The 25,762-nt window shown below is 38.8% G+C and carries 17 protein-coding genes; 8 read left to right on the top strand and 9 right to left on the bottom strand.

Features of this window, described 5'->3' with window-relative positions; genetic code table 11:
• Positions 1–460: 460 nt before the first annotated feature.
• On the bottom strand, positions 461–2,662 hold the full coding sequence (locus tag ABXH34_RS01880) for a TonB-dependent receptor plug domain-containing protein (protein ID WP_353570158.1): 2,202 nt from the start codon (positions 2,660–2,662) through the stop codon (positions 461–463).
• Positions 2,663–3,069: 407 nt separating this feature from the next.
• On the opposite strand from ABXH34_RS01880, the gene yhbY reads away from it, so the two are divergent.
• A complete protein-coding gene (gene yhbY / locus ABXH34_RS01875) occupies positions 3,070–3,357 on the top strand; it encodes a ribosome assembly RNA-binding protein YhbY (RefSeq protein WP_353570157.1) in 288 nt (95 codons plus the stop codon).
• 81 nt (positions 3,358–3,438) lie between these two features.
• Here the strand turns inward: yhbY and ABXH34_RS01870 are convergent, their stop codons facing one another.
• Positions 3,439–4,155, bottom strand: coding sequence for a hypothetical protein (locus tag ABXH34_RS01870; RefSeq protein WP_353570156.1), 717 nt, complete (start codon positions 4,153–4,155; stop codon positions 3,439–3,441).
• A 219-nt stretch (positions 4,156–4,374) separates the two neighbouring features.
• Here ABXH34_RS01870 and miaB point away from each other — a divergent pair, with 219 nt between their 5' ends.
• A complete protein-coding gene (miaB, locus tag ABXH34_RS01865) occupies positions 4,375–5,700 on the top strand; it encodes a tRNA (N6-isopentenyl adenosine(37)-C2)-methylthiotransferase MiaB (RefSeq protein WP_353570155.1) in 1,326 nt (441 codons plus the stop codon).
• Positions 5,701–5,912: 212 nt separating this feature from the next.
• On the opposite strand, the gene ABXH34_RS01860 is transcribed toward miaB, so the two are convergent.
• The 4 genes from ABXH34_RS01860 to ABXH34_RS01845 are packed head-to-tail and all read right to left on the bottom strand — an operon-like array spanning position 5,913 to position 7,623.
• On the bottom strand, positions 5,913–6,737 hold the full coding sequence (locus ABXH34_RS01860; protein ID WP_353570154.1) for a response regulator: 825 nt from the start codon (positions 6,735–6,737) through the stop codon (positions 5,913–5,915).
• Entirely contained in the window at positions 6,721–7,020 is a 300-nt protein-coding gene (locus ABXH34_RS01855; protein WP_353570153.1) for a response regulator, read from the bottom strand. Before ABXH34_RS01855 ends, ABXH34_RS01860 begins: the two co-directional genes overlap by 17 nt.
• A 52-nt stretch (positions 7,021–7,072) precedes the next feature.
• Positions 7,073–7,309, bottom strand: coding sequence for a hypothetical protein (locus ABXH34_RS01850; RefSeq protein ID WP_353570152.1), 237 nt, complete (start codon positions 7,307–7,309; stop codon positions 7,073–7,075).
• 23 nt (positions 7,310–7,332) lie between these two features.
• Positions 7,333–7,623 (bottom strand): hypothetical protein, encoded by a 291-nt coding sequence (locus ABXH34_RS01845; RefSeq protein WP_353570151.1) that lies wholly within the window; start codon positions 7,621–7,623, stop codon positions 7,333–7,335.
• A gap of 394 nt (positions 7,624–8,017) precedes the next feature.
• Between ABXH34_RS01845 and ABXH34_RS01840 the strand changes: the two genes are divergently transcribed.
• The gene (locus tag ABXH34_RS01840) at positions 8,018–8,173 is read left to right on the top strand and encodes a DUF3096 domain-containing protein (protein WP_353570150.1); all 156 of its coding nucleotides are present in this window, start codon (positions 8,018–8,020) and stop codon (positions 8,171–8,173) included.
• 138 nt (positions 8,174–8,311) lie between these two features.
• Here ABXH34_RS01840 and dcd read toward each other — a convergent pair whose 3' ends face one another.
• Positions 8,312–8,893, bottom strand: coding sequence for a dCTP deaminase (gene dcd, locus ABXH34_RS01835; RefSeq protein WP_353570149.1), 582 nt, complete (start codon positions 8,891–8,893; stop codon positions 8,312–8,314).
• A gap of 152 nt (positions 8,894–9,045) precedes the next feature.
• Positions 9,046–11,196 carry an Ig-like domain-containing protein gene (locus ABXH34_RS01830; protein ID WP_353570148.1) on the bottom strand — a complete coding sequence of 717 codons (2,151 nt, stop codon included), beginning with the start codon at positions 11,194–11,196 and terminating at the stop codon, positions 9,046–9,048.
• Positions 11,197–11,442: 246 nt separating this feature from the next.
• On the opposite strand from ABXH34_RS01830, the gene ABXH34_RS01825 reads away from it, so the two are divergent.
• The 3 genes from ABXH34_RS01825 to ABXH34_RS01815 all read left to right on the top strand — a co-directional run bounded on the left by ABXH34_RS01825 (position 11,443) and on the right by ABXH34_RS01815 (position 17,971).
• Positions 11,443–13,455 carry a heavy metal translocating P-type ATPase gene (locus tag ABXH34_RS01825; protein WP_353570147.1) on the top strand — a complete coding sequence of 671 codons (2,013 nt, stop codon included), beginning with the start codon at positions 11,443–11,445 and terminating at the stop codon, positions 13,453–13,455.
• Between the two features lie 731 nt (positions 13,456–14,186).
• Positions 14,187–16,841: a WD40 repeat domain-containing protein gene (locus ABXH34_RS01820; RefSeq protein ID WP_353570146.1), complete on the top strand. Its 2,655-nt coding sequence runs from the start codon at positions 14,187–14,189 to the stop codon at positions 16,839–16,841.
• Between the two features lie 257 nt (positions 16,842–17,098).
• The gene (locus ABXH34_RS01815) at positions 17,099–17,971 is read left to right on the top strand and encodes an MBL fold metallo-hydrolase (RefSeq protein ID WP_353570145.1); all 873 of its coding nucleotides are present in this window, start codon (positions 17,099–17,101) and stop codon (positions 17,969–17,971) included.
• 236 nt (positions 17,972–18,207) lie between these two features.
• On the opposite strand, the gene ABXH34_RS01810 is transcribed toward ABXH34_RS01815, so the two are convergent.
• Entirely contained in the window at positions 18,208–21,672 is a 3,465-nt protein-coding gene (locus ABXH34_RS01810; RefSeq protein WP_353570144.1) for an AAA family ATPase, read from the bottom strand.
• A 236-nt stretch (positions 21,673–21,908) separates the two neighbouring features.
• On the opposite strand from ABXH34_RS01810, the gene ABXH34_RS01805 reads away from it, so the two are divergent.
• A complete protein-coding gene (locus ABXH34_RS01805; protein WP_353570143.1) occupies positions 21,909–22,784 on the top strand; it encodes an AAA-like domain-containing protein in 876 nt (291 codons plus the stop codon).
• A 47-nt stretch (positions 22,785–22,831) separates the two neighbouring features.
• Positions 22,832–25,741 (top strand): ATP-binding protein, encoded by a 2,910-nt coding sequence (locus tag ABXH34_RS01800; protein WP_353570142.1) that lies wholly within the window; start codon positions 22,832–22,834, stop codon positions 25,739–25,741.
• Positions 25,742–25,762: the final 21 nt, after the last annotated feature.

Genomic DNA, 25,762 nt, shown 5'->3' with positions numbered 1-25,762 from the left:
ACCAAATCTCCTGCTCGTAGAGTTAATGCACAAGTTAACCATATTTTTGCTTCTATTCTTGCGGTCTTTAACATGGAAAAGCTTAAGATTAAATCCAAATTTTGCCATTCGTTCTAAACTTTATCTCAAGGCTATTCAATCTGCTTTTCAAGAACTCCAAATTTTTAAACACAAAATCCTTTCTGCGTAACTTGAGTTAATTAATACCAAAAAACCTAATTTACTGGGCTGCGACTATTCATCTATGGGTATACTTAATAATGAAGATTTCCCGATTGAAAAATTTGATTGTCCAATTTAGCCCGCGTAGGGTGTATAAGCGCAGCGTCATACACCTTTTGGAAACACAAACATATCTAAAATTTTGATATTGAATTGGCAATATGAGGAATAGGATATTTCAGCGTTGATGGATGATGCTATCGCTTACCCATTCTACATATTAATAGATAATTTACACTCAAAATTGCCAACGAACATTTAACCAATAAGAACGACCTGCTTGAGGAATTAACGAGTTTTGATAACCTAAGGAACGTTGGCTAAAGTCATCGCCTGCACTGGCGGCCTCTGCACCAGGGTGATAATAATCCTCATCTAAGGCATTTAACACCTTCAATGTGACCGAAAAAGGCTCATATTCATAACTCAAAGCGGTATTTAAAGTGAAATAATCCTCAATCACCCGTTTTCCACGCAACGGATTACGTAAGTAAGGTTCACGTTCACCCACATAATTAGCTCGTAGATTTAAATTCCAATGCGAATCCAATGGCAAATTAAGCCCCACATTCCATTTGTGTGGTGCAATATCACCTAATTCCGCTTCCCCAATAAGCCAAGCAGCTTGTTCATGATTGTAATACATAGAACTTTTTACATGGGTATAGGTGTAATTGAAATACATATCAATATCATCAGCATCTAAAAAATTATTCAATGAGCTTTGTAAACGATATTCCAAGCCGTAAATATCACGCTGTCCTGCATTTTCTGCTTCCTCCTTAATAACATCACTGTAATGGGCTTTGTAAATGGACAACTCATGAAATACATTTTCCCATTGATGTAAAATCACGGCTTCCAAATTTTGTACACGTTCAGGTTTTAAGTCCTCATTAGCCAGACGACCACTCCAGCCACCCCATAATTGTAACGGTGCAGGCTCTTGGAACGCATGTCCGTACAATAATTTGAATGTCCATGCACTATCATGTTTATAAATCGCTGAAAAACGCGGATTAATAACTTGTCCATAAATCGAGTTTTTATCATAACGCACCCCTAAATTAAAACGGAATGGCTCAACATCAAAAATTGCTTGTACATAGCCGCCAATATCATGCGTGTATGCTAAATTTGATTCAAGCATGTCTCGATAAGGTGGCGGTGGTGGTGTGTAACTTGGGTCGCTGCTGTGTCCAATACCACTGCCTGATTCTGTACTGGAACTGACTGAGGACTCCCAATAACCAGGCACATCATAGGCTTTTGTTAATTCTTTACGTTGATATTTCAAACCTGATAAGAACAACAGCGTGTCATTGAGTCGATATTCAAAATCTTGCTTAAATAACCAGCTATAATTGATAGAATTCCACTGAGTTAAACTGATAAAAGATGTAGCATTTCCATCAGGTTCAGCCTCTCCCCAATAGCCATAATGACGACTGGTTTGATGGGATATAAAGCTTTTAGATTGTAGTTTATCGCTTAAATCTGTTTCATATTCTAAATAATATTGGGCATTGAATTTATTCCAAAAAAGATTGCTCTGAGTGCGATCAGACGCATAATAACCACCATACGCTTCTTTAGTCCGCCAATTAATTAAACCTAATTTTAAACCCTTATAAGTTACATCCGCCATAACCCCATAATCATTGGTTGGGTCATAATAATGTCCAAGCTGTTGCCCTTCATGCTCAAAATCTAAAATGCTACCCCAAATAGATTGATTGCTAAGTTGCTCATTTGAGGTAAATCCCCAACGATAACTTAAATCAGCTTCGTTACTTTTAAATAATTTCGCTGCGATAGAAAAAGATAAATCTTCAACAGGTTTACCTTGAGCATTAATATCAAGCCCACGGGACTTAAAACTACCCGCTAGTGTATTGACCTCGCCTGTATATTCACCCACGTCTAAATCAGAGCCATCATACGTAATCACATTGATTACACCTAAAAACGCATTAGGCCCATACACAGCACTGGCAGGCCCATATAAGATTTCAATATGTTTGATATTGGACAATGGATATTGACGGGACAACGCGCCTTCATGTGACCACAGTAAATTATCGACGATACCATTAAACATTAATAAGGTACGACTCATAAAAGGCAGCCGATAACCACGTTGATAACTATTTGAATACATAGGCCCATTTGTGATGATGACATCAAACCCCGGTACATCTTGTAGCACTTCAACTAAGCTGTGATAACCACGCTGTGCAATCTGTTCAGCAGTTATAATCATCATACTGGCAGGCGCATCAATCAGATTTTCTTCTGTACCTGAGGCGGTTTCAACCACGATTTCAAGTAATGAGGCAAGGTCTAAACTTTGTAATTCTTTAATGGAGAGACTTTGCGCCCATAAGTTTGAGCAGAAACAGGTAACAGCTAAAGTGGCAATGGTGGCATAATCGCGCATTTGATAATACTCTAAAATATTCAAAATGTTAGTGTTTATAATTGAATGATAAACAGTATATTAAAAAATAGCAATTTACTAATATTTACGCAATATTTTAACCTGAAACAACCTTTTTATAATCTTTGGAATTATCGATTTTATATTGTTTTTTCAAGCTATCACCGATTGGGTATCGATTATTAAATAATATTTATTTTTCTGGGATTTAAATTAGCTGCTCAAATAAGTTATAAGAAAATGGCTATTATTCATAGGCTGCGATTTTACAGTTTACTCTACGCTGATGATTTACATTACAGATTCAGGTTTTCAGTATGCTGATATTTTTGCTGATTGATGAAACCACGAATCATTATAAAACTATGTTAAAATAGACGTTTAATTAGATTGAGTTTAAGCAGACCATGCCTTTGAATAGTCAACAAATTCGTAAATTACGTGCATTGGCACATCATTTAAAACCTGTCATTATGGTGGGTGATAAAGGGATTAGCGAGAATTTACTAAAAGAATTAGATCGCGCACTGGAAACTCATGAATTAATAAAAGTGAGTATTGCAGGTGCAGATAAGGCAAGTAGATTGGAAATGACACAGGCGTTATGTGAAGCCAGTAAAGCTGAAACCGTGCAAATAATTGGTCGAATCAGTATTTTATATCGTAAAAATAAAGAGCCTAAAATTCGGGTTTAACTGAGCGATTTAGGAGTGCGTGCTTTTAGCTAACAATAGGTTATTTCATCAAATAAACCTTGCACTCCTAGCACTGTTAATTTACTCAGGTAAACTGTCCCGTAATGTGTCACGGTCAACCCACCAGTCATCTTGTACCATCACGTTTAATACTTGTCCTAACCGATTCAAAAATCTAGCAGGTTCATTTAATTCCATCTTGTCAAACCATGCGTCAAATTGCGCTTGGCTTTGGATTTCACTATGACGGCGAGCCACTTTACCCAATAATTGATTAGTGAAAAATAACAAATTCTCACGCTGTTTCTCATCCTCAACCCGCAAATCACTAATATAATGTGCAGTCACTGCGGCCACCGCTGCACCGTCAGATTCAGGCGGGGTTTCATCCACAATATGTTCTAACACCATGATGGTTAATTCGGGATCAATCGGAAAAGTCACCGCCAACCATACCGCATTGCCCAAAGCCACCAACGATTCGGGCTGATTAGCTTTGAACATCACATCACAGGCTTGCACTGCTCCTTCCCAATTCTCCAGTGGGGCAAATAAACCAAAGGCCTGTCGGCCGACGCGCCAAGCTTCCTCATTTTTATCTTGGTTTTCTAATTTAAGATATTCATAACCCAACTGTAACAATAATTCACCACGCTGCTCGGCATCTGCGCCAAACCCTAAATTGACCAAATTTTGTTGTAATTCTATGATCTTTTGCTCAACAACTTCAGTCGGTTGTTTTACATCTTCCGCATCTTCCGCGCCCATTGACGCATCGCTATCATTTAAAAATTTCATATATACCCTTCCGCTCAGTAAATGATCCTTCATGAATAATGATAATGGCGAGAAAGTACTATTTTGCAAACTAAATCTTTTTCAAGCATATAGATTATTTTTATGAATGAGTCATTTTAACCAATACCGCTTTATTCATAAGGATGTAAATACAGGATAAATCTGCTATTCTACTCAGTTAAACTTATTTATGATTAAACACTTAAGTGCTGGAACACAATGGGACAAAAACTATTTATTAAAACGTTTGGCTGCCAAATGAATGAATATGATTCAGCTCGGATGGCACAAGCCTTAGAAGTATCAGACGGGGCTGAGTTGACCCAAGATGCGGAACAAGCAGATATTTTATTACTTAATACCTGTTCGGTGCGAGAAAAGCCACAAGAGAAAGTCTTCTCACAACTCGGCATGTGGCGTGAGTTAAAGAAGAAAAATCCAAATATTGTGATTGGGGTCGGTGGCTGTGTCGCAAGCCAAGAGGGTGAAGTGATTCGCCGACGTGCGCCTTATGTTGATATTGTGTTTGGCCCTCAGACTTTGCATCGTTTGCCAGAAATGCTGAAAAATGTGCGGACGGTACATAAACCCCAAATTGATATTTCATTCCCAGAAATCGAAAAATTTGATTGCCTACCTGAACCTAAAGCTGATGGCGTGAGTGCATTTGTTTCTATTATGGAAGGTTGCAGCCATTATTGTACATTCTGCGTCGTGCCTTATACCCGTGGCGAAGAAGTTAGCCGCCCGTTTGATGACGTATTAGCCGAGGTTGTTAGTTTAGCTGAACAAGACGTGCGTGAAATTCATTTGTTGGGACAAAATGTCAATGGCTATCGTGGCAAAATGGCTGATGGCGATATGGCAGATTTGGCGTTATTGATTCGCTATGTGGCAGAAGTGGAAGGCATTGAACGCATCCGTTTTACGACTTCACATCCGATTGAAATGAATGATAATTTAGTCCAAGTATTTGCCGATGTGCCGCAATTAGTTAGCTTCTTACATTTACCTGTACAAAGTGGTTCTGACCGTATTTTGATGCAAATGAAGCGTGGCCATACTCGTATCGAATATAAAAGCATGATTCGTAAATTACGCGAAGCCCGACCTGATTTAAGTTTATCTTCTGATTTTATTATTGGCTTTCCAAATGAAACGGATGAGGATTTTCAAGACACGATAGATTTAATTGCTGAAGTCGGTTTTGACCATTCTTATAGCTTTATTTATAGCCCACGTCCCGGTACACCTGCTGCGGAATTGGAAGATAATGTGCCAGCGGATGTGAAAAAACAGCGTTTGTCTATTTTACAAAATCGCATTAATCAGATGTCGATGGATATTAGTCGTGGCATGATAGGAAGCGTACAAAAAGTATTAGTTGAAAAACCGTCTAAAAAAGACCCAACTCAAATTGCTGGGCGTACGGAAAACAATCGGGTGGTGAATTTTGAAGGTTCACAGGCATTAATTGGTCAATTCGTTGAGGTGAAAATCACGAAAGCTTTGCCTAATTCTTTGCGTGGTGAACTGATTAGTTAATTGTTTTATAAATAGCGATATAAAAAGGCTGTTATTTGGGACTGTCACTGTTTTAAGAATGGGCAGTCCTAATAATTTACAAGATATAGTCAATTCTATCTTGAGTGTTAGGACTGGCAGTCCTGTTATTTTTTAAATATCAATCAGTTTTAAAATCTAAGACTGCCAGTCCTGTATCACTTTAAAGTAAAATGACTATATAAAATCAGCAACTAAGCTATCATCCACACTCGTATTAGAGAGAGTAATTTATCAGTATCTACAGGTTTTGATAAATAATCATTTGCACCTGCTTCAATACATTTAGTTGCATCGCCTTTCATGGCTTTTGCCGTCAGAGCGATAATGGGCACTTTATGATAATGGGTTTTCTCACGGATTCGGTGAATTGCTTCAAAACCATCCATTTCAGGCATCATAATATCCATCAAAATCATATCAACACTGCTCATTTTCTCTAACTCGTCTAAAGCTAATTTGCCATTACTCGCCATAAAAACTTCCATGCCTTTCTGTTCTAATACAGCAGTTAATGCAAAAATATTTCGTGCATCATCATCAACTAACAAGATTTTTTTACCCTGTAAATGCACTTCTTTATCATGCACCATTCTTAATATTCGGCGTTGTTGCTCTGGTAAACTAGATTCCACTTCATGTAAAAACAAGGTTGCTTCATCTAGTAAATGTTCTGAAGAATGTACCGCTTTCACAGTCAAATCACTGTAAGAACGCAATGCAACCTCCTCTTGTTCGGTTAATTCACGTTCGGTATAAATCACGATGGGAACTTGCAATAAATCGCTTTCTTGGCTCAGCTTACCTAATAACTCAATACCACTATCGTGTTCAATACTCACATCCACCACCATACATTCAAAGCTATGGATTAATAGTTGTTGTGCCTCTTGAATCGTGCTAACAATGCTTATATCGACTTGCTCATTATCGATCGTCTCAATAATGGATTGCTGATGCTGTGCATTATCTGTTAACAATAAGAGATTTTTGACTGTTTTATTAACAAAATGCTTCACCTAATTCCGCCATGCTCACAGGCTTCAAAGCATAGCCAATCGCCCCCATTTTTTTTGCTTCCTGATGATCTGAGCCACCAGATATAAAATGTACAGGAATATGGCGAGTATTAGGATTATCTTTTAACTGCTCCATCACACTCCAACCATCCAATTGAGGTAAACCCACATCTAACATAATTGCTTTGGGTAAATATATTTTAGCTAACTCTAAACCTGTTTTACCATCAGCCGCCCGCAAACATTTAAAAGCCTTCTCTTTTGCTAAATCCGCTAAATCCATTAAAGCTTGTGCAAAATGCTTATCATCCTCAATAATTAACAGGGTGCGATTATCAGATCGTCATTTTTGTAATCGGACCAGCAATGCTTTTACTAAAAAATAGTGCGAGAATGATTACAATACTGGCGCAAATCAATATAAACATATAAATGGCCATTTGTAAGGCTTCAGTGGTTTGATGAATTTCTTGCTCATCAATTTTGGCAATTAATATCCAATGTACATCGGGGATTGCTAATGGCATGTAGGCGGTTAAACTGAGTACATCCTGATTTAATACGTCTTGCACACCACTATGCCTTTAGCCACAGTTCAAATAGCTTCAGTTTCAGTTTTTCTGCGTAAAATAGTTTCCGAATCAAAAAACCGTGAATTCGAGCGCAATAAAAAATCATCTCCACCGACTAATAAGGTTTCACCCGTCTCACCCATGCCTGTGCTTTCTTGCATAATCTGATTAATTTTATCTATTGAGAGCTGGAAAGCTAAAACACCAATCAGTTGATTGTCTTTGAATATCGGAGAGCTAATAAAAGCGGCCGCCACACGGTTTAATGGAACATATAGATGCAAAATCTTTAAGTTGGGTAAAATGAGGATCATTCACAGCCGAGGTGATATTAAATGTTTCAGCTAAATTACTATGTGCATATTTGCCTGTTAGCAGACTTGAGCCATAATCATCTTCTTTAGAGACAGAATAAATAATAATCCCTTCATGAGGTTCGATCAGAAAAATTCAGATATTTTTTATAATTGATTGTTTTTTAAAATATTTCAATATCTCCAGTCAAAATATGAAATTCTTTATTTTTTAAATTGTTACGATTTTTGGTGGTAGGGATTTTCAAAAACTGTCTTCTGAAGTATTACTTTCATAAAACTATTGTTGTATTGAGTAGAACATAAGACGTATTTCGAACGAAAATCAATTGCTTCTCGGTATTTAAATTATGTACACTGATTACGCTCTTTTAATTTAAACTTGGTGAATATAATGATTACACTTTCTTCCGCACTGATTCAAGCTATTATTTCTCTATTTGCGGGTGTCCTAATCTTGATTAAACCTCAGATATTAAACCTTATTGTTGCGCTGTTTTTAATTGCAACAGGGGCTATTGGTATTGCGAACGCAATGGGATTCTTATAAGTTTTTGATTCAGGCAATGTGGTGAGAATTTAAACCGCAGCACATTGCCTGATTTTGAGAATACAATATCAACCCATAAAAATATATTTAAATCCGACACTATTTTCCAAGGCGATTTAAACGAATTGATGATGGAACTTAGTGTTGCTCTTTATCGATTTGACTGCCTAGCGGTTCGCTCTGGCCGATATATTTTGCATGAGATTTACTGGTATAAGGACGGGCTGACGGTGAGGTTAACGGCTCAAAACTAATTGCACAAATGCGCATATTAGGACGCAAAGCTAATGGAATCTGCCCAATATTGACGAATTCCAAAGTAATATTACCATCCCAACCAGGGTCAATCGTATGTGCGGTGATATGCACCATCAAACCTAATCGCGCCAAGCTACTACGACCATCAAGCCAACCGACTAAATCATTAGGTAAGGCCAATCTTTCTATAGTTACCCCTAATGCTAATTCACCTGAATGCAAATAAAACGCGCCATCATCAGGAATATGAATATGTTCCATCAACTGATCTGACATTGCATAAGCACTGTCGACTGCCCCTAAATCAATATAAGGACTTTTAGTTGGTTTAAAAATACGAAAATGATTACCCAAACGCAAATCAATGGAAAATGAGCCGATTTGATGGTCAGAAAGAGGAGGGTCGACGATAATTTCACCCGTTTTGATTTTTTCACGTACATGTACGTCAGACAATTTCATAGTGTTTTTTGACAATATTTTAGAGATAGATAGCGTTGCGCTTATACAGGTTATAAACACTTTGTTCAAGCTTGGGACGAGTAAAAAATGAGATGATAAGACTGGCAATCTTTGAGAAATCACCAGTCTTGAGAGATCAAATTAAACCCCTGTTAATACACTAATAAACTGATTAAATTTTCACCGTTATATACAATCGTACCATTGCTTAAACGATAACCTACAGCGATTCGAAGCACACCTGCTTGACCTGTAAAGCTGCCTTTAAAAATCTTAATCAATTCGACTTCGGTTAAAGTAACACCCGTTTGAAATGCAGTTAAAGCAGCCCCTGGTGTCCAAGCATCCAAACGTTGTGGCGTGTTATAAGTGTAATAAGTTTCTAAAGCATCTTCTGGAAATGCGGGAGTCACACCAACGACCACTAAAATATCCGCAACCTGTCCAATATGCTTAGGGTCGACATTGATATAAGCTTGGATATCCGCCACATCATCTGATAACTGGGCATTTTCAATCGTAAATACACCACCATTTACCGATGTGCCACCATGTACAGATGCTTGTTTATTTAAACTGAATTGTCCCAAAGCATCAATCATTCCCATAAAACCTAAGCTTGGTAACGAAGGCAATGGCTCAGTGATGAACATATTAGTGGATGTTTTAATCTCTTCATTGCTGGCTAACTTTCCTGATAACAAATAAGTATCTTGCAAGGTATTGGCATTGAACTGCACCGTAATTTGTCCATTGGCATTGGTCACACCATGATTGGGTTCAACGCTGCTGGCTAATATATTGCCCGCCGAATTTGTCACGCTAAAATTCACTGTTTTACCTGTGACGGTATTGCCGTAAACATCACTTAATTCAAAGATAACAGGCTTTGCAGTCCGACCCGCTGGCAACACTTGTCCAGCCCCGTCAGTCACAGTTAAACGTGCAGCTTCTGCGGCAACAATTGTTAATGGTAAAATTTGAGTAATATTCGCATCGGATGCTAAAGCCGCTCTTAAACTATAAAGGCCATCTTCGTTCAATGGTGCAAGCTGTAAAGTGACTTCGCCAAAACTATCCGTGGTGGCATTGGGGTTTAAAATCCCATCCGTCATTAATTGGCCTGAAGGATTATATAAGTAAAAAACCACACCGACATTATTGGCTAACGTACCATTGGCGTTAATCACTTTGAATCTAATATTCTCAGGTTTCGTGCCAGCAACTAAGATTGAGAAATAACCCGTTAATACGTAAATCCCTGTATTGCTATCAGTTACAATCACGCTCACTGTATCGGTTTTGCTCTTATCACTGACTAAGACAGCTTGAATCCGATAACTGCCTAATACTGACGTGGCTTTTAATTGAGTTGAGACTAAGCCTTGTTTATCAGTGGTGGCGGTTTGAACCGTGATTAAATTAGCATCTGCCTGACCCGATGGCGTTGTCATAATAAAGTTAACCACTTCGTCCCGAATCGCATTACCAAAAGCATCCACCGCTTTAAAAGTAATCGCATCAGATTCCGTATTCACAGCAAGATTTTGATCTTTAGCCGAGATTGCCACCAAATTATCCACATCCGCTGCAACCACATTCATCGTGGTATTCACTGATTTAGTACTGTCATTGGTTAGCTGGGCAATTAAAGCATAAGTCCCTAAAAGTTGAGTGGCTTGGGCTTTAATTTGAGTGGTGGCTTGTCCTTCTGGATTCACATCAATTTGTTCCAGCGTCAGCGCATCGACCGTTACTTCTCCTGCTGGATTAATCAAACTAAAGTTAACATTGATACCTGTCACAGGATTACCAAAACTATCTGATACTTGAAAAACAACAGGTTTAGAGGCCTGTCCTGCTTTGACGGTTTGCTGTGCACCAGAAGAAATCACAATATTAGAATTCGCCGCTTTAGAAATCACATTAATGGTGGTAAAGCCTGATTCTGTTGGCTCTCCAATCAAACTACTGTAAATCGTATAAGTCCCCGTGATAAAACTGCCTACTTCTGTTAATTTAGTAAACGCTTCGGCATTACTGCTGACAGGGGCTAAAGTGACGCTCAAGCCTTGAGTAGTCGGCGTGCCTAATGGGGTCAACATGGAAAATTGCATCACCACACCCGTGCGTGGATTGCCTGCTGCATCAGCGACTTTAAAAATAATATTAGTGGAAGGGCTGCCGATGGTAATGGTTTGATTACCGCCTGACACCACCCCTATATCAGCATAAGCCGCTTGCCAACATAGTCCGATCAATAACACCAAAAAACGCCCGAAAAAGGCCGCATTAGCTTGCATGATAAACCTCGCTTAAAAGTTGAAAACTAAGTCATTTAACTTAATCTAATCACAAAATGAAGGATTATAAAAGATATTTGTCATCATTCAGTGCATTTGAGTTTATAAGAGGTGTTGATTTACAAACAGATAAGTCGATGAGGTCGCGCTAAAATTTTAGATTTAAGCCAAACAAATATAAAAAAACTTTAAAAATTATGCTAGCCTAATGAGATTATCCAGTCTCGGCACGGAATCCAGTTAAAAATGTTACTAGCCAAACTCGGTATTATGTTTACTGTTTACGCAGGCGTGAAGGCTTATAAAACCTGTTTCAAAGCCAAACCAATTGCAATACAAACAAATCAATCAATACCAGAATCAGAACATAATCAGACTATTGAACATGCAAAAGCCAATCATGACCATTATTTTGCAGCCAGTTCCGTTGGTCTTGGGGTCAGCATTGCCAGTTATGCGTATCCGCCACTTATTCCTGTCAGCGTAGTGGTTGTGAGCTATACCACGATTCCTATTATTGATGATGCGGTCAAAACAATTCGAAATGAAAAACGCATTCGCAATGATACCTTGACTGCAACCACTGGGGTATTAGCCATCGCATTGAATCAAGCCTTTGCAGGGGCGATTGAAGCGTGGGTTTATCATTTTGGTGAGAAGATGGTGAGTAAGACTAAGGATACGTCTAAAAAAATCCTGACTAATGTATTTGAACAGCAGCCGAATAAAGTGTGGATATTGCGTGACAATACAGAAATTGAAGTCGATTTAGAAATCATACAATTAGATGATGTGGTGATTGTCAATACAGGTATGGTCATTCCTGTCGATGGCATTATTCAGCAAGGTATGGCAGTGATTGACCAACACGCGCTAACAGGTGAAGCCGTGCCCGTTGAATGTGGTGTTGGAGACAAAGTATTTGCCTCGACCTTATTAATCAGTGGCAAAGTGTACTTGCAGGTTGAACAAACAGGGGCTGAAACCACGGTGGCAAAATTGGGTGAATTACTCAATCATACTGCTACCTTTAAAACCAGTTTGCAGCTTGAAGGTGAAAAATGGGCTGACCAAGCATCCACACCATTATTGGCTTTCAGTGCCTTATCTGTGCCTTTCATTGGTTTATCTTCGGCCGCCTCTATTTTAATCAGTGCCCCAACCAATACAATTAAAATTTTGACTTCAATGCAAACCTTTAATTATCTCAACGTCATGGCTTCGAAAGGTATTTTGATTAAAGATGGTCGTGCATTGGAAGAATCAACCAAAGTCGACACGGTTTTATTTGATAAAACAGGCACTTTAACCACTGACCAGCCTGTTGTTGGACGAATTGTGGTGTGTGATGATTTGAATGAAGAGCAGGTTTTAACTTATGCTGCCTCGGTTGAATGTCGTTTTGCTCATCCTGTTGCTAATGCGATTTTAAATGAGGCGCAGCATTATAATTTGCCTCTGTTTAATATTGACGATGCGCATTACAAAGTGGGTTATGGCATCACCGTGCATTATCAACAGCAAGTGATTCAAGTCGGCAGTGCGCGATTTATGCAAACGGAACAGATTGAATTACCAGAAATCATTATGCAAGCTCAACAACACGCTGATGAACAAGGTTATTCTTTAATCATGGTTGCAATCGACCAGCAAGTCAAAGGCGTGTTAGAGCTACGGCCACAAGTTCGCCCAGAAGTGAAGCAGGTTTTAAAGACTTTGCGTGACAGCGGGATTCAGCACATTGCGATTGTATCAGGCGATCACAAACAAGCCACTCGTAAATTAGCCGAATCGTTGGGGATTGACGACTATTTTTACGAAGTATTACCGCAAGACAAAGCCGCTTTAGTCAAGCAATTACAGGAACAAGGCCGCCATGTGTGTTTTGTCGGTGATGGAATTAATGATGCAATTGCGATGAAACAGGCAAATGTCTCGGTTTCTCTCAGTGGTGCATCTTCGATTGCAATGGATATGGCACAAGTCGTATTACTTGATGGCAGTTTAAGCCAGTTTACCGATATATTTGAGATTTCGAATAAACTGAATAATAGTCTACGCTATAGCTTATTGTTCTGGGCGGGTTATGGGGTGACAAACTTAGCCGCTGCGTCTATTTTACGTTACAGCCTCACCCGTTCTGTGGTGATATTTTCTGGTGTATTCGGTGTTGGTGTTGGCCATGCTATGTTGCCATTACGAGAAATTGAAGCGGAAACCGTTGAAGATATTTTAGAAATGACTGAAGTTATTGTGTAAATAGAGAGAGATTTTAGTGTAAGGTATTAAGTTAAATTCTTTCTTCATTATGAGGCTGCCCATTCTTCCAAGCATAGGCAGTCTTAAGCAATCTACTGTAGTCATTTTATTTTAAGATGATATAGGACTAGCAGTCCTAGGTTTTAAAACTATTTGATATTTAAAATATTTAAGGACTGCCAGTCCTCATACTTAAGATCGAATTGATCTATAACCCTATTTTATGAATAATAATGTGTTTCGTTCCAAACAAATTGACAACACATAATCTATTTATTTTCAAACTGTGCCGTTTTTATAAATAACTCAAGTTACGCAAAAAATATCTGGTTGCAAATAATACATAATATTTATAGTGTAGGGCGGGATAGCGCAGCGTTTTCCACCAATGGGGTGGTGGGAGACTATCGCAAAAGGTGGAATACGGTGTGTGATATTATTCAAATATTTTAAGGTTTGAGGCACACCTATTCCACCCTACATTTTCAAGCTTTTTTAAATTTTGCAGAAATTGAGTTAATAATTACACGTTTGCGATGATGATAGCGATATTAAAAAATACTCTGTTCAAATGATCTAGGTAAAATAGACCAGACAGAGAGATAAAAGCCTCTATCTAATTGCATAAATTTAGACATAGAATTGACTTGAAACGCGTATTGCCCCAGATTTTAAAACTTATCAGGTTAACTTTAATCCAATGCTGTTGCACTTCGAAATAATCATCAACTATGTATAACTCATTAAAAGTCAAACAACGGTTTCATGAATTACAGCAATGGTATGCTGAGCATCGGCAACGCCATGTCAATTATTTGCAAACGATAGAACGTGGCCGGGTTGAATGGTCAATTTCACAATTGCTACAACAAAAAAACAAGTCGGTTGAAGTTTACAGCCATATTAAAACCAAAAAACTGAGAACATTGAGTAAGAAACTATTAAAACAGCATCGCTTATCTTTTCCCATTTATAGAAAATATCGACGTATTATTATTTCCCTTGTAGTCAGTTTTATGCTGGTGCTGATGATATTAACGGCCATTGTCGCGTTTAAAATGTATCATTTACGAGCAACTGAGCAATTTGCCCTGACTGAAGCGAATCGTATTCAACGTTTGCACTCAAAGTTTTTAGCCAATTTATCTGCCCAGCAAACAACACAAGGCAATGCAACCAATGGCATACTTATCGCACTGGCCGCCTTACCTGATGAACAAACTCAATATCAGCGGCCTTATAGCCCTGAAGCCGAACAACAATTATATAATGCACTGATTCAGCCGCGTGAACACCGTACTTTATTAGGGCATCAACTGACGATAGATAAAGCGATTTTTAGCCCTAATGGACAATATGTACTGACCTTAGCTAAAGACCATAGTGCACGTTTGTGGGAAGTGGCAACAGGGCAATTGATGGCGATTCTTACCCACAATCCAAATAGTTCAGCCCAATATCCAATGCAAGCCCATTTTAGCCTAAATAATCAGTGGCTGGTGACGGTAGCAGGGGATAAAACCGCTCAAGTATGGGATATACATAGTGGCGATCAAGTTTATACATTACGCCAACAACATAGTGATATTGTCACCTCTGCTGCATTTAGTCCTGATAATCAATATGTCGTCACTGGTTCAGTAGATCATACCGTGCGAATTTGGCAATTTAATACGGAGCAGTTGACTTTAGTTTTAGATCAATATCAATCTCCGATTCAACACGTCCAGTTTTCTCCCAATGGTGCTTACATTCTGGCTTCGGAACAAAATGGCATGGTCAGCGTATCGGATGCAACGACGGGGCAACTTGTTTTATCTGTTCAGTCTAGTGCCTTAAATAAGCAAAGCATTTTTAGTGCTGACAGCCAAGCGTTAATTGTCCCTATATCTGAATCTGACATTGGGGTCTGGCAACTTGACACCGCACAGCAAATACATTTATTGCCTAACTTAACTAAATTAGTTCAAATCCAGCTTGATCTTGATGGAACACAATTAGCGGCACTTTATGATAATCAAACCATTGGTATTTGGGACACCGCTACCGCTCAAATAAAGCACACTTTATATCCTCAACAAAAAATTAAAAGCATCGATTTTAGTAATGATGGGGCTTGGGTGGTTACCAGCAGTTGGGATAAAAATATTTCGATTTGGAGCACTAAAACCCAGATAAAATGCGCTGAGTTGGCAGGGCATCAAGCCATTGTCAATAATGCTTATTTCAGTCCAGATAACCGTTATATTATCAGTACAGCCAAGGATGCAACCGCTAAGCTATGGCATTTTAATAATGGAAAACAACGTGTTGCCTTTACCCATCAACCAAAGCCGATAAAATATGCTGCATTCAGTCCCAACTTAGATTATTTAGCCACGGCACATGAACAAGGTTTAATTAATTTATGGCATTTCAATGCAAGAATTAGCCAACTTAAAGGCCATGAAGCTGCGATTAATCAGGTTGCCTTTAGTATGGATAATGAGTATTTGCTCAGTGCCTCAGATGATAAAACCATGCGTTTATGGCATGTGATTACAGGTAAGCAAATTGCAATTTTATCTGATTATGAAGGTGCAGTGCATCAGGCTATGTTTAGCCCATTGGGACATCGGATGTTGAGTGTTGATGATGCCAATGCTTATTTGCATGATGTTTCTAGCCGTGAGTTGATAAAAAAATTTACAGGGCGTAACAATCCCATCACTTACACAGGTTTTAACCAAGATGGCAGTTATATTGTCAGCATAGAAAATGATACGGCCTCATTGTGGGATGGATATGATGGTGAGCCATTAACCGATTTGATTGGACATGAAAATGCGATTACACACGCTGAATTTAGTCATGACAGCCAATATCTTGCAACAACATCTTATGATAAAACCGTACGTTTATGGCATTTGCAGCGGCGTTTCCATAATATTTCCTCTATGGTATTACTTGGCCACACTAATGTTGTGACTCATGCGGCATTCAGTCCTGATGACCGTTATTTAGCCACCGCAGGATACGACAAAACTGCACGTTTATGGTCAGTAAGAACAGGTGAGGAAGTGCAAATCTTTGGTGAACACGCGGGTATGGTGGTGCATGTGGCATTTAGTCCTGATGGACAGCGTTTATTGACCATGGATTATGGCCAAAGTGCGCATTTATGGGATATCAATACAGGACATGAGGTGGTGCGATTTGCAGGGTCTGAAGCGGTACAATTTGCTTTATTCCGCCCTGATGGAGAGTATATTTTTACAGGCTTAAAAGATGGCAGCTTATTTTTATATCCTTATTTTGCTTCGACACAAGATTTAATTGAATATGCCCGTATGACAGTTTCACGCCAATTAACTGAAGTACAAAGAAAACAGTTTTTCATTGAGTGATATGGCTTTTTTATTGCTTCATTACTCTATTTTGAAGTTGTTGTAATACGATTTTATAATACTTCGGACAGTTTTTAAAAATTCCCATCGCCTAAAATTGTAACTGTTTTAAAAATAAGCAATTTTTCAGTTTAATTGGGAATTTAAATATACTAAAAAAACAAATAGTTATAAAAAATATCCGATCCATTGATTTTATCGTGTTACTGATTTTGAATGCTACACACAAACTGTTTCACAGACCAGAGGGAATATTTATGCTATGTAAAACCATAGTGTTAGGCTTGTGCCTTGCGTCCTGCTCATCGTTTGCTAACGCTGACACATGCAAAAATTTAGAAGTTGAAACTGTTACGGGGAAAGATTTTCATGTTATTTCAACGATTGTGATGGCAGAAGAGAAAGCCATTGTCGTTGATGCTCAAATGAAATTATCTCAAGCGACTAAGGTTGCTGATTTAATTGAATCCAAGGGTAAGGATTTACAAGCAATTTGGATTAGTCATGCCCATCCTGACCATTATCTTGGTTTATCGGCGTTAACCGCTCGGTTTCCAAATGCCAAAGTCTATGCCACCACATCAACTGTAGAGAAGATCAAAGCTTCAGGTCAAGGCAATATTGATCGTTACGGCAGTGATGCAGATATTAGTAATACCTTAGTTGTGCCAACACCTTATGATGAAGCTAAAGTGATTTTTGGTGACTGTTCATTTGATATTATCCGTTTTGATCGTGGTGATACTTCAGACGAAACCACGATTTATCTACCTGAGAGCAAAACCTTAATTGCAACAGACATGATATATGATCGCAATCATCTTTGGTTAGCGGAAAATAATCATGATGCTCGGATGCAGTGGATTGAAAACTTGAAAAAAATCAAGGAAAAAGCGGCTGATGTCAAAACAATTATACCAGGTCACAAACCAGTCGATGCAGGTTTAAGCGACATTAGTATTGTAGATACAATGATTGAGTATTTGAATCAATTCGATAAAATCTTGGCTGAAGGCACAAGTATCGAAGATGTTGTTGGGAAAATGAAAGCTTTATATCCTGACTATGGCTTAGTAAATTTACTAGAACTCAGTGTTAAATTACGTTTTGCTGATGAGCATCCTAAGTAGTTTTGAATAAGCTTTCGTAGAAATATAGCTCGCTATTACACTCTGGTTTTGGCGGGCTATTTTTTTGGCTCAAGATTATTGGGATATGGGAGATTTATTTGGATAGATTCTACTTTCAGATATAGTCAATTTCGGTTTATGTGTTAGGACTGGCAGTCCTTTTACACTTTAAATATCAATCAGTTTCAAAATCGAGGACTGCTAGTCCTATATCACTTTAGAATAAAATGACTATATTACATGTTTTCTGGGATAGCTAATTCATGCACCCATAACTGTTCTGTAGATTGCTGTGCAATTTCAACTAAACGGCTATGATGGGTAAAAAACAAAATCTGCATTTTCTGACTTAAGTTTCCCAATACTTCTAATGTTGCTTTTGCTCGTAAATCATCGAAATTAATCAAAATATCATCTAATACCAAAGGCAAAGTCATATTTTTCTGCAAATAATGTTCAATGCTGGCCAAACGTAATGCTAAATATAATTGGTCTCGTGTGCCATCACTCATGGCTGAGGTGGGAATGCCTTCTTGTTGTTGCAAACGTGCTCCTAAAATAATTGGCTGATCGCTACTGTTATAGCCCACGCGCAAACGCTGGAAACTACCCAAAGTTAAATGACTAAATAATTCACTGGCGCGGTTTAACAATGGGGCTTGGTGCTGCTCTCGATAACGGTCTATTGATTTGCGTAACACAGATGCTGCCAAAGTCACTTGCATATAACGCTCACTCAAATCTTGCATTTCTGCTAATGCCAATTGCGCCTCATCGGCTGCTTGTGCCGCCGTATCATTACCATCCATTTGTTTAAGCAGTGTCCGCAACTCACCAATCGTTTGGTCAAGTTCCGAGCGTTCTGATTCTAATTGCTGAACTTGTTCCTGAGTTTGTTGCAATAATGCAGGTACTTCTATCATATCAACACTGTTTACATCAGTTGCCAATTCATTGGTGGACATACCTTCACCCAATTCAAGTAGCCGTTTTTTCGTTTCTCGCTCATCATGTGATAGCGATTGTTTTTGCAGCGATAATTGTTCAGCTTGTTCCAACTCGTCTAAATGTTCACAATGTGCTTGTGATAACAAAGCATCTAATTTGACTTGAGCGTGTTGGGTCTGAGTTTGGGCTTTATTTAAATCTTGTTGCTCTGCTTGCAAACGTTGTTGGATTTGCTCGTATAAAGTTGCATCTTTTTCAGCCTGACTTAAACGGGCAGATAATTTAGGAATCACTTGTTCAACTTCTTCATTCACCCATTCAGGTACAAGTGCGGTTAATACTTTATTTACCTCATCGCGGAAGTGTTCTGCATCTTCTTCCATCCGTTCAATCCGTCGTTTTAAACCATTGATTTTGTCTAATTTATTGAGGATTTTATCCAAACTATCCAATACATTGCGCACGGTTTCAGGCCGAGTTTCAGCTTCTAGTTGCAATGGCTCAATCGCTTTTAACCAATCCCGTTGCCAATCATCCAAAGCCTGTTGAATTTGCTGTTTTGCCAATCCCCAACGTTGTTGTTCAGTATCCATCATTTTGATTTGGCGGCTTAAATCATCGCGTTGCAATTTAAGCTGATTGACTTCATCAATGCTGGCTTGAGTCTGTTCGGTTAAATCGATCAAACGAGTTAGCGGCATCACGCCTTCTGGTAATTGTGCCAATGCTTGACTTAATTCCTGACATAAATCTGCAATTAATTCCTGACGGGTTTCTAACTGCTGGCGACGTTCACGTAAAATATTAATTTGTTGACGCAATGCTAAACATTCAGCCAACCAACTGCGCATTTCCGTTGGTGACCATGGTTTAATACCCACAGATTGCCAACATTGTTCCCATTCAGCCTGTAAATCTGCTAATAATTCATCGCTTTTACGCCATTTGCGGGTTTGATTTTCTTGTTCATGTTGTGCGCTGTCCCGTTCTGCCATATAAGCAGCTTGTTCTGCAACTCGATGTGCTTCACGGCGTAAACGGTCGGATAATTCATCAACGCGCTTCATTGCTTGCTCGAACCCTTGAAACATATCTTGGGTTGGTTGTGCATGTTTGAGACTTTGCCAACGTTGGTCACGGTCTTGGCGGGCTTGGGTTAACATGCTTTCAGTCGGGACTTCTCCAGCCCAGCGCAATGCGTCAATTTTCTGTGAAGCTAAAGTATAACGTTGTCGCGCATCAAGTAATTTTTCTTTAATCCGTTGCCGATCATTTTCTTGCTCTTTAAAGCAGCGGTCAAAAGTTTCAATCCGTTCTAAATTGGGTAATGGCAATTGTTCTAATTCTTCTAATGTACCCATCCATAAACCGAGTTGTTTTAAGCTAATTTCAGCTTGAGCGGTTAATAATCGGACTTCTTTATCATCTTTTGCTAATAATTGTTCTAAATCACCTTGTCTTAAGGCGCGACTTAATGCTGCTTTCAATTGGGTTAAATCATGCGGCAAAGGTAAGGATTCTAAATTTTTCTGTAATTGTAAAAATTGCTGGGTGGTTTTATCTAAACGTTCGTGGATATTGGCTTGTTTTTCACGTAATGCGGGATAGTCATCTGCCAGTTGTTTGATTTGTTCGCGTTGTGGGTCAGTAATGGCCAAATCAGTTAAATCATGTAATGCCAATTGAGGATAGACCCGTTTTAACAAGTCTTGGGCTTCATTTTCGATGGTTCGACGTTCAGTACGGACACCAGGTAAATCGCGAGCGGCTTTTAAATGACTGCCCAGTTGTTCCCGTAAGGTATCAATGGTGGATTTTTGGCCGAGTAATTCACTAGGAATATTGATAATGGCTAATTGCGTTTGTAATTGCTCAATCAGTTGCTGACTTTGTTTGGTTTGAGCTTGAGCTGTATGCAATGCTAAATGGGCTTCGATACGTTGGGCTTTTGCGTCATCGGGTAAAATAATGACATTTGTTAATGTATCAAGTTGTTGTTGTAATTCGGTATAGCGTTGTAATAAAGGTCGTGTACGTTGAATTCGAGCCAATCTTGCTTGTTCAGCACGCGAATTTTGCAGTTGTTGGTTTAATTTGTTTTGGGTTTCATAGGCTTGCTCTAAACGAGAATCATAGTCTTTGAATTTGCTGGCGGGCAATGCGGAGCTTTTGACTTTTTGGCAGGCTTCTTTGTAATTTTTGATGGTTTGATTCAGTTTTGGTTTGCTACCGCGTGCTTTAAATAATGTATCGGCTTCTTTGTCTAAATCTGTCAGTAATTCATGTAGTTTCAGCGTACCCGTGCCTGCTTCAAATAAACTTTCGCCCACATCGCCACTACTGTTAAGTAAATCTTCACCTCCTTGAACAAGGCGTTCATGATTTAAGCAAAATAGGGCATTGTATTGGGTTTCTGTAATACCGCCAAGTAATTGTTTTAATAGTTCTTCATCGATGGGGTTGTTATTGGCAGTGAGTAGGGTATTTTTACGTCCTTTGCGTCGATAAGCGTGTAGAACTTCATCATTATATTGCAATTTCGCGCCAATTCGCAGTTTTTCATTGCTGTGATAATAGGCATCTTGGGTGCGTTCGGGAATACCAAATAATACGGCATTGATGGCACGGCGTGCAGTGCTTTTACCCGCTTCATTGTCACCATAAATAATGTGTAAACCTTGGTTTTGACTTAAATCTAAAGTTTTGTTGGTAAAATTACCGTAAGCGCTGAGTTCAAGTTGATTTAATCGCATATTTTTATTTGAAAACGGGTGTTGAGCATCAATTTAAAAAACATCATTTTATTCAGTATAATCAAATAAACGCAAGAATCAATGTAATTCATTTATATTGGGCTTTGAGTTTCAAAAATAAGGTATTTTAGATAACATTGGTTTGTAGGCTTGTTTTGGACATTGTTTGTTGTTATTTTATGATTTAAAATTGGTTTTTAATGTTGTTTGGGGATTAAATTAAAAATGAGGTGGATATGTCTTTTTCTAATTGGGTTTCGCTAATTTCTGCAATTTTAGGTATTCCTGCCGCAATATTAGCAATCTTTGCTGCATTTGGTATGACTCCTAAAGTCTTATATCGTAAAATCAAAGCTAAATTTAAACCTGCTCCACCAGACAACCCCTTTCGCAAAAAAGGACGACTTGATAATCCACAAGCTTTTTATAAACGTGAATCATTGTTGCGGGAGATTTATGGAGAGTTGAAAAAAGGCAGTAGTGTAGTGTTATTGGCTGATGAGCAAATGGGTAAGTCTTCGATTTTGTATCATATTTTTCAGCTTGGAAAACAGGAACAATCTGCTTTATCACAGCATCAATTTGTGTATTTGGATTTGAATCAGATTCATGATGGTAAGGATTTTTTTAGCGCGTTGTGTGATGAGTTGCAATTGCCTGTTGATAAGATTCCAAATTGTCGCGGTTATGATTTGCACAAGTATTTGCAGGGTAAAAAGTATGTGTTGTGTTTGGATGAAATTGAGCGTTTAACTTGTGATAAGTTTGACCGTGAGATGCGTGATGAGTTACGCGGTTTGGCAGAGGGGGAAAGTACGCCTTTTACTTTGTTGATTGCCAGTCACAAGCCTTTAAATGAGGTGTTTGCTGATTTAGCGCATTATCAGTCGCCATTAGCGAATATTTGTCATACGATTAATATCAAGCCATTGCGTTTGGATGAGGTTGTGGGTTTGATTGAGCAGTATTTGCAGGGACAGCGGATTCAGTTTAGTGAAGAAGAAATTGCAGGTATTTTTGAGCAAAGTCAGGGGCATCCGTATCAAGTGCAGCAGCTTGCTAGTGATTTGTATGTTAAAAAACAAGGTTCTTATTCAGGAGTGCAAATTTAAATTTGCAAAACGAGTTTTGCACTCCTAATGATTTTAAAGGATACCCCATGCCCACTTTTCCCACTGATGACAGTTTGCCACGTTGTTTAAATGTGTTTAATCCCACCCATCATGCCCTGTTTTTATATTGGTTATTTTTCCATCCTTCCAGTTTAAAAATCTATTTATATCAAATTGATAAAGAGTTATTTTTCAAAAAAGGCTTAGCTATTTTCAGAACTTTGATTATGCCTGCCTATTTAAATTTTTACTTGATTGCACTGGTTCAAGCGTTTTTTCTCCCAAGCATGGTTATTTTACTATTTTGGAGTTTTGAAACCCTTGTGTTGCAAGCACCTGTCAGTTATATTTTTAAAAATTTAGATATAAATATCCTGCAAACGGTTACGCCCTTGATGAATTTAGCGGTGATGTTCAAAGGAATGGCGGTCGGTGTGGCAGTCGTTGTGGCATTCGGTGTGGCAGGAGGTGTGGCAGTCGGTGTGGCAATCGGTGTGGCATTCGGTGTGGCATTCGGTGTGGCAGTCGTTGTGGCATTCGGTGTGGCATACGGTGTGGCAGGAGGTGTGGCATACGGTGTGGCATACGGTGTGGCATTAGGTGTGGCATACGGTGTGGCATTCGGTGTGGCATACGGTGTGGCATTCGGTGTGGCAGTCGGTGTGGCAGGAGGTGTGGCAGTCGGTGTGGCAGGAGGTGTGGCAGTCGGTGTGGCAGTCGGTGTGGGTAGTAGCCGTGCTATCTTTTACCCTTGGCAATGGATAATGCAACAACTAAATTTAACTCCTCAAGTTATTTATTATGATGAGTATTTAATTTTACCAATTACTCCCTCTCGTACTTATTTTGAGCAACAATGGAAAGAGTCTGAATCCGAAACTTTACTGCAACTTGCTCATATTGCAGCTAATCCTTTTCAGCGTTATCAAGCACAACGCATTTTATTCGATTATTATTTTCAAAAACCTTTACCATTACTTTACCAAATATTGCAGCAATCAGATTTAGAAACCTATGCAATTTTGCCTGTTACTAGTGTAGATACTAAAAGATTCCAAGATAAACGCGTTCTTTTATTGTCTGAATTAGCTTGTTTCTATTTTTCTGTTGCCAATTCATTTGCCGATTCATTAGACAAGTGGGTTTGGAAATTAACAAAACATCTTCGTTATACAGATTCAAATAGAGTATTAATTACTAAGCCAGAACTATTGTTACCTGCTAAATTTGGGTTGGAAAAAACTTTCAACGATTTTAAAACGCTTTTATTAAACAAAAAATTTGAAAATTCATTATTAATGATAAAAGAATTAGAATCAACGCTTGGCTATTTGTACACTAGAGCACAATGGAAGGCAGTAGGGATTATTTTTATACTTTATAAAGCAAGACCAGATAAGTTAAAAACAGAATTAAATGGCTTAATTAAAGATGATATGAGTATTGTATCATTTTTAACACTTTGTCCTTATGGTGATGAAATCGCAAACAGCTTAATTGCCTTTAAAGACTGCTTAAATATTCAACAACTTGAAGCCATTAGCCAACAACATAAATCACTGACCCAAACCCCAATCAACGACAACAACTTACGCCCCAAAGTCATCCAAGCCCAACATCAACTCGCCCGTGCCAGCCGCGACATTCAAGCCTATTGCGATGCCACCAGCCGTCAAAACAAACTCGCTGCAATTGCCCGTAGTCTCGATACGCTCGAAACCCTAGAACAAAACATCAAAACCCTGCATCAACCCGAACAAAAAATCATCCAAGCCATCATTGACCATTGGCAACCGCTACTCACAGCACAAGGCGGCACAGTCGGTCGCTTCAGCATTGAAAAACCAATTGAAAATCCTTACGTCGCTGGCAACCCCGTAACAGGAAAACTGTTTGTCGGACGTGACGATATTTTCCGCGAACTTGAATCACTATGGATGAGCAAAAACCCTGCATCCGTTGTACTCTATGGACACCGCCGCATGGGCAAAACCTCAATTCTGCACAATCTTGGCTGCCGCTTTGGCGACCAAAAACATATTATTGACTTCAACCTACAACGCATCCGCGCCAAAACCCTGCAAAGCTTGTTATATCAATTGGCTGACAGTTGCTACTTAAAAACAAAAAAAATATTCAAATTATCCAAACCTCAATCCGCCGATTTTGCTGACGACCCTTATTACAGTTTTGATTGTTTTTTACAGGAAATAAATGAACAACAAACCACTAATCATTATGAATATCTGATTGTCACACTCGACGAATTTGAAAACTTAGAAATCCGCATCAATGACGGCACACTCGACAAAGGATTACTTGAATATTTCCGCAGCGTGATTCAAACCTATCCATGGTTTATACTCGTATTTGCAGGATTGCACACACTTGACGAAATGCGTAAAGACTATTTTAATCCCCTGTTTGGCAGCATCAAAACCATCAAAGTCAGCTTTCTTGAAAACGCACCCGCACGCTTACTCATCACCGAACCCGCCGAAGACTTCCCATTAGACTACGACCAAAACGTGATTGATGAAATTATCCGACTCACTCACGGACAAGCCTATTTAATCCAACAAATATGTCACAACTTGCTGAGCCTCTATAACGAACAAAAATTTGACCAAAGCCAACAACGTGCCGACCGTTTCAGCATCAAAGACTTAGAAATGGTGCTTACTGAATCCCGTTTTTTCCAAGACAGCGATTACTATTTTACAGGCGTATGGGGACAAGCGGATGAGGTGCAAAAACAAGTTTTAATCCAATTGGCACAAGCAGATATAGATTTGAATTGTATGGAATTAACCCCAAAATTAGACATGGATCCAGAAATGCTGACCACTGCAATCGATACATTACAAAAACATGATGTGATTGCTTTAAATCAGGACAACGATTCTTTTCAAATCAAAGTCCCATTAATGCAACAATGGATAAACACCTTGGATTGATGATATTTATTTCTAACAATC

It is taken from the genome of Candidatus Albibeggiatoa sp. nov. BB20, from assembly GCA_016744725.1.
In the GTDB taxonomy this organism is placed as follows: Bacteria; Pseudomonadota; Gammaproteobacteria; order Beggiatoales; family Beggiatoaceae; genus Albibeggiatoa.
This window is presented reverse-complemented; position numbering and strand designations above follow the sequence as displayed.

What these genes read in the sequence shown, in the direction of transcription:
- ABXH34_RS01820 (WP_353570146.1), top strand. Translation starts at nt 14,187, where the DNA reads ATGTATAACTCATTAAAAGTCAAACAACGGTTTCATGAATTACAGCAA.
- yhbY (WP_353570157.1), top strand. Translation starts at nt 3,070, where the DNA reads ATGCCTTTGAATAGTCAACAAATTCGTAAATTACGTGCATTGGCACAT.
- ABXH34_RS01810 (WP_353570144.1), bottom strand. Translation starts at nt 21,672, where the DNA reads ATGCGATTAAATCAACTTGAACTCAGCGCTTACGGTAATTTTACCAAC.
- ABXH34_RS01870 (WP_353570156.1), bottom strand. Translation starts at nt 4,155, where the DNA reads ATGAAATTTTTAAATGATAGCGATGCGTCAATGGGCGCGGAAGATGCG.
- ABXH34_RS01880 (WP_353570158.1), bottom strand. Translation starts at nt 2,662, where the DNA reads ATGCGCGATTATGCCACCATTGCCACTTTAGCTGTTACCTGTTTCTGC.
- dcd (WP_353570149.1), bottom strand. Translation starts at nt 8,893, where the DNA reads ATGAAATTGTCTGACGTACATGTACGTGAAAAAATCAAAACGGGTGAA.
- ABXH34_RS01805 (WP_353570143.1), top strand. Translation starts at nt 21,909, where the DNA reads ATGTCTTTTTCTAATTGGGTTTCGCTAATTTCTGCAATTTTAGGTATT.
- ABXH34_RS01800 (WP_353570142.1), top strand. Translation starts at nt 22,832, where the DNA reads ATGCCCACTTTTCCCACTGATGACAGTTTGCCACGTTGTTTAAATGTG.
- ABXH34_RS01855 (WP_353570153.1), bottom strand. Translation starts at nt 7,020, where the DNA reads ATGGATTTAGCGGATTTAGCAAAAGAGAAGGCTTTTAAATGTTTGCGG.
- ABXH34_RS01845 (WP_353570151.1), bottom strand. Translation starts at nt 7,623, where the DNA reads ATGATCCTCATTTTACCCAACTTAAAGATTTTGCATCTATATGTTCCA.
- ABXH34_RS01815 (WP_353570145.1), top strand. Translation starts at nt 17,099, where the DNA reads ATGCTATGTAAAACCATAGTGTTAGGCTTGTGCCTTGCGTCCTGCTCA.
- ABXH34_RS01840 (WP_353570150.1), top strand. Translation starts at nt 8,018, where the DNA reads ATGATTACACTTTCTTCCGCACTGATTCAAGCTATTATTTCTCTATTT.
- miaB (WP_353570155.1), top strand. Translation starts at nt 4,375, where the DNA reads ATGGGACAAAAACTATTTATTAAAACGTTTGGCTGCCAAATGAATGAA.
- ABXH34_RS01830 (WP_353570148.1), bottom strand. Translation starts at nt 11,196, where the DNA reads ATGCAAGCTAATGCGGCCTTTTTCGGGCGTTTTTTGGTGTTATTGATC.
- ABXH34_RS01825 (WP_353570147.1), top strand. Translation starts at nt 11,443, where the DNA reads ATGTTACTAGCCAAACTCGGTATTATGTTTACTGTTTACGCAGGCGTG.